This window comes from Motilimonas thetidivivens (assembly GCF_046452435.1).
Lineage (GTDB): Bacteria > Pseudomonadota > Gammaproteobacteria > Enterobacterales > CBDFNC01 > Motilimonas.
The window spans coordinates 12,543-26,798 of sequence record NZ_JBKFDK010000023.1 but is presented as its reverse complement, the minus strand read 5'-3'; the positions used below and the strand labels follow the sequence as shown (position 1 = coordinate 26,798).

Annotated in this window: 9 protein-coding genes and 5 tRNA genes; all 14 read right to left on the bottom strand. The window is 45.1% G+C overall.

Features of this window, described 5'->3' with window-relative positions:
- Positions 1–107 precede the first annotated feature (107 nt).
- A complete protein-coding gene (gene rpoC / locus ACK8OT_RS15500; protein ID WP_410197421.1) occupies positions 108–4,325 on the bottom strand; it encodes a DNA-directed RNA polymerase subunit beta' in 4,218 nt (1,405 codons plus the stop codon).
- Positions 4,326–4,403: 78 nt separating this feature from the next.
- Entirely contained in the window at positions 4,404–8,435 is a 4,032-nt protein-coding gene (rpoB, locus tag ACK8OT_RS15495; RefSeq protein ID WP_410197420.1) for a DNA-directed RNA polymerase subunit beta, read from the bottom strand.
- 218 nt (positions 8,436–8,653) lie between these two features.
- Positions 8,654–9,022, bottom strand: coding sequence for a 50S ribosomal protein L7/L12 (rplL, locus tag ACK8OT_RS15490; RefSeq protein ID WP_410197419.1), 369 nt, complete (start codon positions 9,020–9,022; stop codon positions 8,654–8,656).
- A 48-nt stretch (positions 9,023–9,070) separates the two neighbouring features.
- Positions 9,071–9,574: a 50S ribosomal protein L10 gene (rplJ, locus tag ACK8OT_RS15485; RefSeq protein ID WP_410197418.1), complete on the bottom strand. Its 504-nt coding sequence runs from the start codon at positions 9,572–9,574 to the stop codon at positions 9,071–9,073.
- A gap of 262 nt (positions 9,575–9,836) precedes the next feature.
- A complete protein-coding gene (gene rplA / locus ACK8OT_RS15480; RefSeq protein WP_410197417.1) occupies positions 9,837–10,541 on the bottom strand; it encodes a 50S ribosomal protein L1 in 705 nt (234 codons plus the stop codon).
- A 3-nt stretch (positions 10,542–10,544) separates the two neighbouring features.
- On the bottom strand, positions 10,545–10,973 hold the full coding sequence (gene rplK / locus ACK8OT_RS15475) for a 50S ribosomal protein L11 (protein ID WP_410197416.1): 429 nt from the start codon (positions 10,971–10,973) through the stop codon (positions 10,545–10,547).
- A gap of 336 nt (positions 10,974–11,309) precedes the next feature.
- Positions 11,310–11,861, bottom strand: coding sequence for a transcription termination/antitermination protein NusG (nusG, locus tag ACK8OT_RS15470; protein ID WP_410197415.1), 552 nt, complete (start codon positions 11,859–11,861; stop codon positions 11,310–11,312).
- 2 nt (positions 11,862–11,863) lie between these two features.
- The gene (secE, locus tag ACK8OT_RS15465) at positions 11,864–12,247 is read right to left on the bottom strand and encodes a preprotein translocase subunit SecE (RefSeq protein ID WP_410197414.1); all 384 of its coding nucleotides are present in this window, start codon (positions 12,245–12,247) and stop codon (positions 11,864–11,866) included.
- Positions 12,248–12,359: 112 nt separating this feature from the next.
- Positions 12,360–12,435, bottom strand: a tRNA-Trp gene (locus tag ACK8OT_RS15460).
- Positions 12,436–12,591: 156 nt separating this feature from the next.
- Positions 12,592–13,776, bottom strand: coding sequence for an elongation factor Tu (gene tuf / locus ACK8OT_RS15455; protein ID WP_410197413.1), 1,185 nt, complete (start codon positions 13,774–13,776; stop codon positions 12,592–12,594).
- 75 nt (positions 13,777–13,851) lie between these two features.
- Positions 13,852–13,927 (bottom strand) — tRNA-Thr (locus tag ACK8OT_RS15450).
- A 9-nt stretch (positions 13,928–13,936) separates the two neighbouring features.
- Positions 13,937–14,011, bottom strand: a tRNA-Gly gene (locus ACK8OT_RS15445).
- 44 nt (positions 14,012–14,055) lie between these two features.
- Positions 14,056–14,139: transfer RNA gene (locus tag ACK8OT_RS15440), tRNA-Tyr, on the bottom strand.
- A gap of 18 nt (positions 14,140–14,157) precedes the next feature.
- Positions 14,158–14,233, bottom strand: a tRNA-Thr gene (locus ACK8OT_RS15435).
- Positions 14,234–14,256: the final 23 nt, after the last annotated feature.

Genomic DNA, 14,256 nt, shown 5'->3' with positions numbered 1-14,256 from the left:
AATAACACTATCATGATCATCACGGTGCAGTGATGTTGCCAATAGTATAAACAGGCACAAAAAAAGGCACCCTAAGGTGCCTTATTAGACTTTACTGAAGTAACTGATTAGTTATCAGATGAATCAGCAAGATTTAGTAGGTTAGCTAAGCTTTGTTCGGCTTCGTCAGCAGTAACCGGTGCTGGCTTATCAGCATCAGGATTATTGCGACGCTCATTACGCTCTTTGTGGTAAGCGTAACCCGTACCAGCTGGGATCAGACGACCCACGATAACGTTTTCTTTCAAGCCACGTAGCTCATCTACTTTACCGCCTACCGCTGCTTCAGTCAGTACGCGCGTCGTTTCTTGGAACGATGCCGCAGAGATGAAGGATTCAGTAGCAAGTGACGCTTTAGTAATACCCAGTAGTTCGTGTACGAACGTAGCTGGCGCTTTACCTTCAGCAATCAATTTACGGTTTGCGATGTTAACGCGTGCCACTTCAACTTGCTCACCAGGTAAGAAGTCTGTGTCACCAGCAGTCTTGATCATTACCTTACGTAGCATTTGACGAACGATAACCTCAATGTGCTTATCATTGATTTTTACGCCTTGTAGACGGTAAACGTCTTGTACTTCGTTAGCGATGTAGTTAGCAACTGGGCTAATACCACGCAGGCGTAAAATATCATGTGGTGATTCAGGGCCATCGGCGATAACTTCACCTTTTTGCACCTTCTCACCTTCGAACACGTTAAGGTGACGCCACTTAGGAATCATCTCTTCGTAATGCTCACCATCAGGCTGAGTGATGATCAGACGACGCTTACCTTTGGTCTCTTTACCGTAAGAAATAGTACCCGTTACTTCTGCAAGGATAGCTGCATCTTTTGGTGTACGCGCTTCGAACAAGTCAGCAACGCGTGGTAGACCACCCGTGATATCACGAGTCTTCGAGCTTTCTTGTGGAATACGCGCTAGCGCATCACCCACGTTTACTTGCGCGCCATCTTCTAGGTTAACGATCGCGTTACCAGGTAAGAAGTATTGCGCCGCAATATCAGTACCCGGAATGTTAATATCGTTACCAGCTGCATCAACCAGCTTAACCATTGGGCGCATTTCTTTACCCGCACTTGGACGCTGACCTGGATCAAGAACAACCGTACTTGATAGACCCGTTAGCTCATCGGTTTGACGCGTAACAGTGACGCTTTCAATCAGATCAGCAAACTTGATGATACCCGCCACTTCAGTGATGATTGGGTGAGTATGTGGGTCCCAGTTAGCAACCACTTCGCCGGCATTGATCGATTCACCGTCTTTCTTCTCAAGGATCGCACCGTAAGGCACTTTGTGCGCTTCTTTGGTTTGGCCTAGTTCGTCAAGTACCATTAACTCGGTCGAACGAGAAGTTACAACTGGCTTACCGTCAGAGTTAACAACGAACTTAGCATTGTGAAGTTTCACACTACCTGTGTTCTTAACTTGAACGTTGTTTTCTGCAGATGCTCGTGATGCCGCACCACCGATGTGGAACGTACGCATGGTTAGCTGTGTACCCGGCTCACCGATTGATTGTGCCGCGATTACCCCCACAGCCTCACCTTGACCAACTAAGTGGCCACGAGCAAGGTCACGACCGTAACAGTGTGCACACACACCGTAGTCGTTTTCACAGGTGATAACCGAACGTACTTTAACTGTGTCTACTGAGTTTTCTTCAAGTAGGTCACACAGTTTCTCGTCAAGCATAACGTTACGCTCAACCAGTACTTCATCTTCGGTGCCAGGCTTGATGATGTCTTCAGCAACAACACGACCTAGTACGCGCTCACGTAGTGGCTCAACAACGTCACCGCCTTCGATCAATGGCATCACAATTAGACCTTCGTGAGTACCACAATCTTCTTCGGTAACCACTAAATCTTGTGCAACGTCAACCAGACGACGAGTTAGGTAACCCGAGTTAGCCGTCTTAAGTGCCGTATCGGCAAGACCCTTACGCGCACCGTGAGTAGAGATAAAGTACTGAAGTACGTTTAGACCTTCACGGAAGTTCGCCACGATTGGGGTTTCGATGATAGAGCCATCTGGCTTAGCCATCAGACCACGCATACCCGCTAGCTGACGAATCTGTGCCGCACTACCACGCGCACCTGAGTCAGCCATCATGTAGATACTGTTAAATGACTTCTGAGTTTCCTCTTCGCCGTCACGGTTGATTACCGTTTCGGTTGAAAGGTTTTCCATCATGGCTTTAGAAACTTGTTCGTTAGCCGATGCCCAGATATCGATTACCTTGTTGTAACGCTCACCCGCGGTTACTAGACCTGATTGGAACTGCTCAGAAATTTCTTGAACTTCTTCTTCAGCGGCTTCAATGATGCCTTTCTTCTCGTCAGGAATAACCATGTCGTTGATACCTACAGAGGCACCAGACAGAGTTGCGTAGTGGAAACCGGTGTACATTAGTTGGTCAGCAAAGATAACCGTTGGTTTTAGACCCAGTTTACGGTAACAAGCGTTAATTAAGCTTGATACTTGCTTTTTACCAATCGCTTGGTTGAAAAGCTCAAAGTCCATACCAGCTGGCGCAATTAACCAAAGAATAGAACGACCTACTGTGGTGTCTTTCAATGTGGTTACTTGGCTACGGTTGCCTTCTTCGTTAATCACCGTTTCTGTAATACGTACTTTAACGCGAGCATGTAAATCAGCTACGCCAGCACGGTAAGCTTTTTCAGCTTCTTTCGGGCTCTTGAACCACATGGCTTCGCCTTTCGCATTAATGCGATCACGCGTCATGTAGTACAGACCCAATACAACGTCTTGTGAAGGAACGATAATTGGCTCACCGTTCGCAGGAGAAAGTACGTTGTTAGTAGACATCATTAGGGTACGTGCTTCTAACTGTGCTTCGATAGTTAGAGGTACGTGTACCGCCATTTGGTCACCGTCGAAGTCAGCGTTATAGGCCGCACACACTAACGGGTGCAGTTGGATCGCTTTACCTTCGATTAATACCGGTTCAAATGCTTGAATACCTAATCTGTGAAGTGTTGGTGCACGGTTAAGCATAACCGGATGTTCACGGATAACTTCTTCTAAGATATCCCAAACTTCGCCGCCTTCACGCTCAACTAATTTCTTAGCCGCTTTGATAGTTGTCGCTAGACCACGCGCTTCAAGTTTGCCGTAAACAAATGGCTTGAATAGCTCAAGTGCCATTTTCTTAGGCAGACCACATTGATGTAGACGTAGTGTAGGACCTACGGTAATTACCGAACGACCTGAATAGTCAACACGCTTACCTAGTAGGTTCTGACGGAAACGACCTTGCTTACCCTTGATCATATCAGCAAGAGATTTAAGCGGACGCTTGTTTGAACCTGTGATAGCACGACCACGACGACCATTATCTAATAGCGCATCAACTGACTCTTGTAACATACGTTTTTCGTTACGTACGATGATGTCAGGTGCCGCTAAATCAAGTAGTCGCTTAAGGCGGTTGTTACGGTTGATCACACGACGGTATAGATCGTTTAGATCTGAAGTCGCGAAACGGCCGCCGTCTAGCGGTACTAATGGGCGAAGATCAGGTGGCAATACCGGAAGAACCGTTAGGATCATCCATTCTGGTTTGTTACCTGATTGGTCAAATGCTTCCATTAGCTTAAGACGCTTAGTTAGCTTCTTACGCTTAGTTTCAGAGTTAGTTGAGCCCAACTCTTCACGCATGATTTCAATTTCACCTTGTAGATCGATCGCTTTAAGCAGCTGAAGTACGGCTTCCGCACCCATCTTAGCTTCAAACTCATCGCCCCACTCTTCTAACGCATCTAGGTAGTTTTCTTCGGTCAGCATTTGACCGCGCTCCAGGTTAGTCATACCTGGCTCGATTACTACGAAAGATTCAAAATATAGAATGCGCTCAATATCACGTAACGTCATGTCTAGTAATAGACCGATACGAGATGGTAATGATTTTAAGAACCAAATGTGCGCAACAGGAGAAGCTAGCTCGATATGACCCATGCGGTCACGACGAACTTTAGTTTGGGTAACTTCTACGCCACACTTCTCACAAATAACACCACGGTGCTTCAAACGCTTGTATTTACCACACAAACATTCGTAGTCTTTAACTGGACCAAAAATACGCGCACAGAATAAGCCATCACGCTCAGGCTTAAAGGTACGGTAGTTAATGGTTTCTGGCTTTTTAACTTCACCGAAAGACCAAGAACGTACTTGATCAGGTGAAGCAAGACCGATCTTGATGCCATCAAATTCTTCGGTCTTATTTTGCTGTTTTAAAAACTTTAATAAGTCTTTCACGTTTTTCTCCCACTGGGAACGACGCTAAAAGCGCTTTCGCGATGAAAGCGCTTTACTCACTTCAGGCTAAAGCCCTGCTTAACTCTCGTCTAGCTCGATGTTGATGCTTAGAGAACGGATTTCTTTCAACAATACGTTGAACGACTCAGGCATGCCTGGCTCCATTCTGTGGTCACCGTCAACGATGTTCTTATACATCTTAGTACGACCATTCACATCATCTGACTTAACCGTCAGCATTTCTTGAAGCGTATAAGCGGCACCGTATGCTTCTAGTGCCCATACTTCCATCTCACCGAAACGTTGACCACCGAACTGAGCTTTACCACCCAGCGGTTGTTGAGTTACTAGGCTGTAAGAGCCTGTAGAACGCGCATGCATCTTGTCATCAACCAAGTGGTTAAGTTTCAGCATGTACATGTAACCAACAGTAACTGGACGCTCAAATGCATTACCAGTACGGCCATCGAACAACTGTAGCTGGCCTGTATCAGGTAAATCAGCTAAGCGCAGTAGCTCTTTAATTTCTGCTTCTTTGGCACCATCAAACGCAGGAGTCGCAATTGGCAGACCTTTACGTAGGTGGTGCGCTAAGCGTAATACTTCATCATCAGTAAAGGTGGTTAGATCCACTTCCTGACGGGTATTACCTAAATCATAAACCTGTTGGATAAACTCACGTAACTTAGCGATTTCAATTTCACGCTGCTCTTTAAGCATGCGATCAATCTTTTCACCCACACCTTTAGCCGCTAGACCTAAGTGTGTTTCAAGTACCTGACCTATGTTCATCCGTGACGGTACACCCAATGGGTTTAGTACGATATCAACTGGCTCGCCATGCTCATCATGAGGCATGTCTTCGATAGGTACGATAGTCGAGATAACACCTTTGTTACCGTGACGACCGGCCATCTTATCACCAGGTTGAATACGACGTTTAACCGCTAGGTAAACTTTAACGATCTTCAATACGCCTGGCGCTAGGTCATCACCTTGGATGATCTTGCGACGCTTGATATCGAATTTCTTATCGAATTCTGCTTTCAATTCATCGTACTGTTCGCCAATTTGTTCTAATTGGTTTTGTACTTCTTCGTCAGCTAGGGCAATTTCAAACCACTTATCACGCGAGGTTTTAACCAGAGTTTCTTCTGATTTACCAGCACCGATAAGCAAGTTCTTAGCACGAGAGAAAATGCCATCTTCAAGGATCTTAAACTCTTCGGTTAAGTCCTTTTTCGCTTCTTTAAGCTGCATCTCTTCGATTTCGATTGCACGCTTATCTTTTTCAACGCCATCACGAGTGAAGACTTGAACGTCGATAACCGTACCGTAAACCGAGTTAGATACGCGTAGTGAGCTGTCTTTAACGTCAGACGCTTTCTCACCAAAGATAGCGCGTAGTAGCTTCTCTTCTGGCGTTAGTTGAGTTTCACCCTTAGGCGTTACTTTACCAACTAGGATGTCACCTGGCTTCACTTCGGCACCCACGTAAACAACACCAGATTCATCTAGCTTGCTTAGTGCAGATTCACCCACGTTAGGGATGTCGGCCGTGATCTCTTCTGGACCTAACTTAGTATCACGAGAGATACAAGAAAGCTCTTGAATGTGGATCGTAGTAAAGCGGTCTTCTTTAACAACACGCTCAGAAACTGTGATCGAGTCCTCGAAGTTATAACCGTTCCAAGGCATGAAGGCGATCTTCATGTTTTGGCCTAGGGCAAGTTCACCCAAGTCGGTAGAAGGACCATCAGCGAGTACGTCACCTTTAACAATCGGCTCACCCAACTTACAAGTTGGACGTTGGTTGATACAGGTGTTCTGGTTCGAACGGGTGTATTTGTTTAGGTTGTAAATGTCGATACCCGCTTCGCCCGGTACCATTTCTTCTTCATTTACTTTGATTACGATACGTGAAGCATCAACGTAATCAACCACACCGCCGCGTTTCGCAACAACGGTTACACCTGAGTCAACTGCGATACGTTTTTCAATACCGGTACCGACTAATGGCTTATCAGCGATCAGCGTTGGTACAGCTTGACGTTGCATGTTCGAGCCCATCAATGCACGGTTCGCGTCATCGTGTTCTAGGAACGGGATAAGCGATGCCGCAACAGAGATGATCTGCTGTGGAGAAACGTCCATATATTGAATTTGATCTGCAGTCATAAAGGTAGATTCACCTTTGTGACGACATGGAATCAATTCATCAGTTAAGTTAGCTTCTTCGTCAACCGCAGCATTGGCCTGTGCGATAACGTAGTTACCTTCTTCAATAGCTGATAGGTACTCAACGTCATCCGTTACCACGCCGTCAACGACTTTACGATATGGTGTTTCTAGGAAACCATACGAGTTAGTGCGTGAGAAGGTTGATAATGAGTTAATCAGACCGATGTTTGGACCTTCAGGTGTTTCGATTGGACATAGACGACCATAGTGAGTCGGATGTACGTCGCGCACCTCAAAGCCTGCACGTTCACGTGTTAGACCACCCGGACCTAATGCAGAAATACGACGCTTGTGCGTCACTTCTGATAGCGGGTTGTTTTGGTCCATAAATTGTGACAACTGAGAAGAACCAAAGAATTCTTTAACAGCTGCTGAAATCGGCTTAGCGTTGATTAGATCTTGTGGCATTACCGCATCTAAGTCACCCAGTGACAGACGCTCGCGTACAGCACGCTCTACACGTACTAGACCTACGCGGAATTGGTTTTCCGCCATTTCACCAACACAACGAATACGACGGTTACCTAAGTGGTCGATATCGTCCACTTCGCCTTTACCATCGCGGATATTGATCAGGGTTTTCATTACCGCGACAATATCTTCTTTGCTTAGTGTGCCTGCGCCTTGCTCATCTTCAAAATCAACACGACGGTTGAACTTCATACGACCTACTTTAGATAGATCATAACGGTCTTCATTGAAGAATAAGTTATCAAATAGGGCTTCGGCTGCATCACGCGTTGGTGGCTCACCAGGACGCATCATGCGATAAATTTCTACTAGCGCTTCTAAACGGTTAGTTGAAGCGTCAATACGTAGGGTGTTTGAAATGTAAGCGCCGCTGTCTAATTCACTGGTGTACAGTGTTTCGAATTCTTTAATGCCAGCAAGTGACATTTCAGCAACCATTTCAAGCGTCAATTCAGTATTGGCAGGTACAATGATCTCGCCGGTTTCAGCATTGATGTAATCTTTTGCTGCTACTTTACCTACGATGTACTCTGCTGGTACTTCTAAACGCTTAACGTCTTTGTTTTGCAGTTCACGAATGTGACGTGCAGTAATACGACGACCGGTTTCTACCAGTACTTCACCGTCAACCACAATATCAAACGATGCAACTTCACCACGTAGACGATCGGCGATTAGATCTAACGTTAATTTACCGTCTTTAATTTCGAAATGTACTTTTTCGAAGAACATATCCAAGATTTCTTCGGTGCTGAACTCTAGCGCACGAAGAATAATAGTACTTGGCAGTTTACGACGACGGTCAATACGGACAAATAAATTGTCTTTTGGATCGAATTCAAAATCCAACCAAGATCCACGGTAAGGAATAACTCGAGCATTATAAAGAACTTTACCAGAGCTATGGGTTTTACCCTTGTCGTGATCGAAGAATACACCTGGAGAACGATGTAACTGAGATACTATTACGCGCTCAGTACCGTTGATAACAAAAGTACCGTTCTCAGTCATGAGTGGCATTTCACCCATGTAAACTTCTTGCTCTTTAATATCCTTTACAGTGCCCGCTGGTGCGTCTCTATCATAAAGCACTAGACGTAGCTTGACTCGAAGGGGGGCGGAATATGTAACACCACGGATTTGACATTCTTTCACGTCAAACACAGGTTCGCCTAAGCGGAAACTCACATATTGTAATTCCGATGTACCAGAATAGCTCTTGATCGGAAATACGCTACGAAATGCAGCTTCTAGTCCAACTTCGCCTTCAGGATCAACGTTGATGAAACGTTTAAACGAATCAAGCTGGATAGACAATAGGTAAGGAGTCTCAATAACCTGCGGACGCTTACCAAAGTCCTTACGAATACGTTTTTTCTCTGTATAAGAGTAAACCATATGGTTCCTCAGCTCGCTGATAAGTGACCCACTCTGTCCAACCGTGGGACAGATCTTAGTTGTATCGTTTTGTAGTGCTAAATGTTAAAAAACACATTTAGGCTTTAGCATAGTCGAACAAACGAGACGAAATTTCAACTATTCCTATAGCGCAAAAAGGCCGGTGCCATAAAGCACCAGCCTCTAGCCGACTAATCGACTAGTAATCTAATAATAGATTACTTAAGTTCAACTTCAGCACCAGCTTCTTCTAGAGCCGCTTTTAGGGCTTCTGCTTCAGCTTTGTCAACGCCTTCTTTGATTGGTGCTGGAGCACCATCAACTACAGCTTTAGCTTCTTTCAGGCCTAGACCTGTAGCGCCACGTACTGCTTTGATAGCTGCAACTTTGTTAGCACCAGCAGACTTAAGAATTACTGTGAATTCTGTTTGCTCTTCAGCTGCTGCACCAGCGTCGCCGCCGCCAGCTACTACTGCTGCTGCAGCAGATACGCCGAATTTCTCTTCCATTGCTTCAACTAGTTCAACAACTTCCATTACAGTCATCGCTGCAACTGCTTCTAAGATTTGGTCTTTAGTGATAGACATGACTCAAATTTCCTAAATTTTTGAAATTTTTAAAAATAAGCAAGCTAATTAAGCTGCTTCTTGCTCTTTCTGTTCGCGAAGTGCAGCCAGAGTACGTACAAGTTTGCCAGCAGACGCTTCTTTCATCGTCATCATTAGCTGTGCAATAGCTTCGTCGTAAGTTGGTAGCTTCGCTAAGCGGTCAATTTGCTCTGCAGGGATGAATTCACCCTCGTAGGCTAACCCTTTAACTTCGAATTTCTTCTCTTCTTTAGCGAAGTCTTTTAGAAGACGCGCTGCAGCACCTGGGTGCTCTAGAGAGAATGCAATCAAAGTAGGACCAGTAAACACTTGTTGTAGACACTCAAAAGAAGTACCTTCAACAGCGCGGCGAGCAAGTGTATTACGTACAACACGTAGTGTTACACCAGCAGCACGCGCTTGCGCACGTAAACTAGTCATCTTACCTACTGTAACGCCACGTGAGTCAGCAACTACAGCAGATAGGGCAGCCTGGGCAGCTTCGTTGACTTCAGCAACAATTGCTTTTTTGTCTTCGAGTCTGATTGCCATTGGCTTTACTCCTGGATTCCATACCAGACATATGTCTGGAAAAATAACCTCTTTGCAGAGGGACTAAATACGGTAAATCGGAACCAGCAGAATAATTCTATCTGGGGTCCGGTACACCATCTACGTTGGAAATTAAGCTATCAATGCAGTCAATTTAACGAATTAAGTTGCTCACAAAGATATCACCAACGGTCTTGGAGGGGACCAATGGCCCTTTCCAAATCAAGGCGCAAAATTATACAACAATTTCACGCCTTGTCAATTATGCTACTACGGTTACTAGAGTTGACTGATCAACAGCCACGCCTGCGCCCATAGTAGTAGAAATTGTTACTTTCTTGATGAACTGACCTTTTGCAGAAGAAGGCTTAGCTTTCTTCAGTGCAACAAGTAGTGACTCAAGGTTCTCTTTGATTTGCTCAGGAGAGAAAGTAGCCTTACCGATAGTAGTATGGATGATACCATTCTTGTCGTTACGGTAACGTACTTGACCCGCTTTCGCGTTTTTAACTGCGTTAGCAACGTCAGGAGTTACAGTACCTACTTTCGGGTTTGGCATTAGGCCACGTGGACCTAAGATTTGGCCTAATTGACCAACAACACGCATTGCATCTGGAGAAGCAATAACAACGTCGAAGTTCATTTCGCCAGCTTTAACTTGTGCAGCTAGATCATCCATACCTACGATGTCAGCGCCAGCAGCAAGAGCTGCTTCAGCGTTAGCACCTTGAGTGAATACTGCTACGCGTACTTCACGACCAGTACCGTGCGGTAGTACAGTTGCACCACGAACGTTTTGGTCAGATTTACGAGCATCAATACCTAGGTTTACAGATGCGTCAACGCTTTCTACGAATTTAGCAGTTGCTAATTCTTGTAGTAGAGCAATAGCTTCGTTGATTTCGTACTCTTTAGTACCGTCAACTTTTTCTTTGATAGCGCGCATGCGCTTAGATAATTTAGCCATGTCTTAGCCCTCTACTACCAAGCCCATTGAACGGGCAGATCCAGCGATACAACGAACCATCGCTTCTAAGTCAGCACCAGTTAGGTCAGCTTCTTTAGTTTTTGCGATTTCTTCTAGTTGTGCTTGAGTTACTGTACCAACTTTGTTTTTGTTAGGTACTGCTGAACCAGACTTGATACCAGCCGCTTTCTTAAGTAGGAAAGATGCAGGTGGAGTCTTAGTTTCGAACGTGAAAGAACGGTCAGCATATACAGTAATTACTACTGGTACTGGAGCACCTTTCTCAAGAGAATCTGTTTTTGCGTTAAACGCTTTACAGAATTCCATGATGTTCACACCGTGTTGACCTAGCGCAGGACCAACTGGTGGACTTGGGTTAGCAGCGCCCGCTGCTACTTGTAGCTTGATATAAGCCGTGACTTTTTTAGCCATTTTAAATACCTCGTGGGTGGGTAATAACGCCAGTGTGTTAACACTCGCTTCCCTATTACAAAAACAAATAACACATTGTTTATTTGCTACTTTGTCTGTCGTTACTGCAGATGCAACAACGCCAGATATAAAAGAGCGCGTATTCTAGGTTAAAAATGGAGCAATTACAAACAAAAAGATGGGCTTTTTTAGTACTCGCTATACGGTATGATCGCGATTTCCAGAGGTTCAGTCGTTCACTCCTTCTCCCGACGGCTAGCGCAGCAGATACGAAAAAGGCCTCTAAAATAGAGGCCTTTGAATTTGTTTCGTTATTTAGTTGCCTAACAGCACTAGTTACGATTTTTCGATTTGACCAAACTCTAGATCAACAGGCGTTGAACGGCCAAAAATCAGTACCGATACTTTAACACGGCTCTTCTCGTAATCCACTTCTTCAACAACACCGTTAAAGTCAGCAAACGGGCCGTCGGTAACGCGTACCACTTCACCCGGCTCAAACAGGGTTTTAGGCCTTGGTTTATCAATCGCATCTTGCAGACGGTTTAAGATAGCATCCGCTTCTTTTTGTGAAATAGGTGCTGGACGCTCAGTAGTACCACCGATAAAGCCCATAACACGAGGAATACTGCGCACTAAGTGCCAAGTATCATCGTTCATCACCATTTTCACCAATACATAACCTGGGAAAAACTTACGCTCGCTTTTACGCTTTTGACCTGAACGCATTTCAACCACTTCTTCGGTCGGTACAAGTACCTCTTCGAAGTAGTCTTCCATTTCATGCATCTTGATATATTCTTTCAGAGTTTTGCTTACGCGTGCTTCATAGCCAGAAAAAGCTTGCACTACGTACCATCTCATTTTTTGTTCTGCAATCTCAGTCATGATTAAAGACTAGCTCCAGTTATCCACGCCACTAAACGAACAAAGATGCCATCTAGGCCCCACAAAATCAGTGCTGTGATAGCAGATACGGCGAGTACAATAAAAGTGGTTTGCATCGCTTCTTGACGCGTCGGCCATACCACTTTGCGCACTTCAATTTGTGCCTCTTTGGCAAAGCTAATAAAGGTTTTACCTTTAGTTGTAGTTGCTGCCACACCCAGTGCAGCGACGACAAGGAAAATAACCCCAACTACACGTGCTAAAAAGTGAGTATCAGCCTCACCTGCGAAATAGTTACCTACTACAGCACCGACTAAAAGTAGTGCTACTGTACACCACTTTAGTCCATCCATTGAACTACTGGTACTTTCATTGCTCGTTGTCATACAACCAAATCCACTTTTCGTAAATGCAAAAGCCCCGCATTGCGAGGTATCAGACCTGTGAATCTAGTAAATATCACAGGTAACCTTATTGATCTGCTGAGATCAAAAAAATTGGCAGGGGTGGAGAGATTCGAACTCCCAACATTCGGATTTGGAATCCGACGTTCTGCCGTTGGAACTACACCCCTTTAATTTGGCCCTAGTATAGGGTTTTTTCATGCAAATGTAACCAAGAAAACTTGGCCGAGATCTGAGTAAAGCATCTCGTCACTAAACCTTTTACAGGTCTATCTACCACAAAAGGCCGCCGAAGCGACCTTTTTTATGTTTCACATCAATCGAACTTATTCGATGATTGAAGAAACAACACCAGCACCAACTGTACGGCCACCTTCGCGGATTGCGAAACGTAGACCTTCGTCCATTGCTACTGGAGCGATTAGCTCAACAACAAACTTAAGGTTGTCGCCTGGCATTACCATTTCTACACCTTCTGGAAGCTCTACAGCACCAGTGATGTCAGTTGTACGGAAGTAGAACTGTGGACGGTAACCTTTGAAGAATGGTGTGTGACGACCACCTTCATCTTTAGATAGTACGTATACTTCTGATTCGAACTTAGTGTGTGGAGTGATTGAACCAGGCTTAGCTAGTACTTGACCACGTTCAACATCTTCACGCTTAGTACCACGTAGAAGAATACCACAGTTCTCACCTGCACGACCTTCGTCTAGTAGCTTACGGAACATCTCAACACCTGTACAAGTTGTTTTAGATGTCTCGCGGATACCTACGATTTCAACTTCGTCTTGTACACGTACGATACCAGCTTCGATACGACCTGTTACTACAGTACCACGACCTTGGATTGAGAATACGTCTTCGATAGGCATGATGAATGGCTTATCGATTTCACGCTCTGGCTCTGGGATGTAAGTGTCTAGTGCTTCAGCTAGCTCTAGTACTTTCGCTTCCCATGCTTCGTCGCCTTCAAGTGCTTTAAGCGCAGAACCTTGGATTAGTGGTAGGTCATCACCTGGGAAATCGTACTCAGATAGAAGTTCACGAACTTCCATTTCTACTAGCTCTAGTAGCTCTTCGTCGTCAACCATGTCACATTTGTTCATGAATACGATGATGTAAGGTACACCAACTTGACGAGAAAGTAGGATGTGCTCACGAGTTTGTGGCATTGGGCCATCTGTCGCAGCTACTACTAGGATTGCGCCGTCCATTTGAGCAGCACCAGTGATCATGTTTTTAACATAATCGGCGTGTCCTGGACAGTCTACGTGTGCGTAGTGACGAGTAGGAGTGTCGTACTCGATGTGAGAAGTATTGATCGTAATACCGCGCTCACGCTCTTCTGGAGCATTATCGATAGATGCGAAATCTTTTGCATTACCACCGTAGTGCTTAGTTAGCACTGAAGAGATCGCTGCAGTTAGAGTTGTTTTACCATGGTCAACGTGACCAATAGTGCCCACGTTTACGTGAGGCTTACTACGTTCAAATTTTTCTTTAGACATGATCGCCCCTCAGAGACAGATACGGTGAAAGATTTCACACTAGCAAATAATTAAAAGGATTAAAGTACTAGAAAGTGGTGCTGATAGGCAGAGTTGAACTGCCGACCTCACCCTTACCAAGGGTGTGCTCTACCAACTGAGCTATATCAGCATTTTGTATTGGAGCGGGCAGCGGGAATCGAACCCGCATCATCAGCTTGGAAGGCTGAGGTAATAGCCATTATACGATGCCCGCATCATGTTTCTAGCTGTTCAATTAGAACGACTTCAAACCATAGATGGTGGGGGGGGACGGATTCGAACCATCGAAGCTTTCGCGGCAGATTTACAATCTGCTCCCTTTGGCCACTCGGGAACCCCCCCATTACTTAAATGATTAAATGGTGCCGACTACCGGAATCGAACTGGTGACCTACTGATTACAAGTCAGTTGCTCTACCTACTGAGCTAAGTCGGCGTCATTTAAGTGAGGCGCATTCT

Excerpts from the sequence above, each read along its gene's own strand:
- nusG (WP_410197415.1), bottom strand. The coding sequence starts at position 11,861 with ATGACTGAGATTGCAGAACAAAAAATGAGATGGTACGTAGTGCAAGCT.
- rplA (WP_410197417.1), bottom strand. The coding sequence starts at position 10,541 with ATGGCTAAATTATCTAAGCGCATGCGCGCTATCAAAGAAAAAGTTGAC.
- rpoB (WP_410197420.1), bottom strand. The coding sequence starts at position 8,435 with ATGGTTTACTCTTATACAGAGAAAAAACGTATTCGTAAGGACTTTGGT.
- rplJ (WP_410197418.1), bottom strand. The coding sequence starts at position 9,574 with ATGGCAATCAGACTCGAAGACAAAAAAGCAATTGTTGCTGAAGTCAAC.
- secE (WP_410197414.1), bottom strand. The coding sequence starts at position 12,247 with ATGACAACGAGCAATGAAAGTACCAGTAGTTCAATGGATGGACTAAAG.
- tuf (WP_410197413.1), bottom strand. The coding sequence starts at position 13,776 with ATGTCTAAAGAAAAATTTGAACGTAGTAAGCCTCACGTAAACGTGGGC.
- rplL (WP_410197419.1), bottom strand. The coding sequence starts at position 9,022 with ATGTCTATCACTAAAGACCAAATCTTAGAAGCAGTTGCAGCGATGACT.
- rplK (WP_410197416.1), bottom strand. The coding sequence starts at position 10,973 with ATGGCTAAAAAAGTCACGGCTTATATCAAGCTACAAGTAGCAGCGGGC.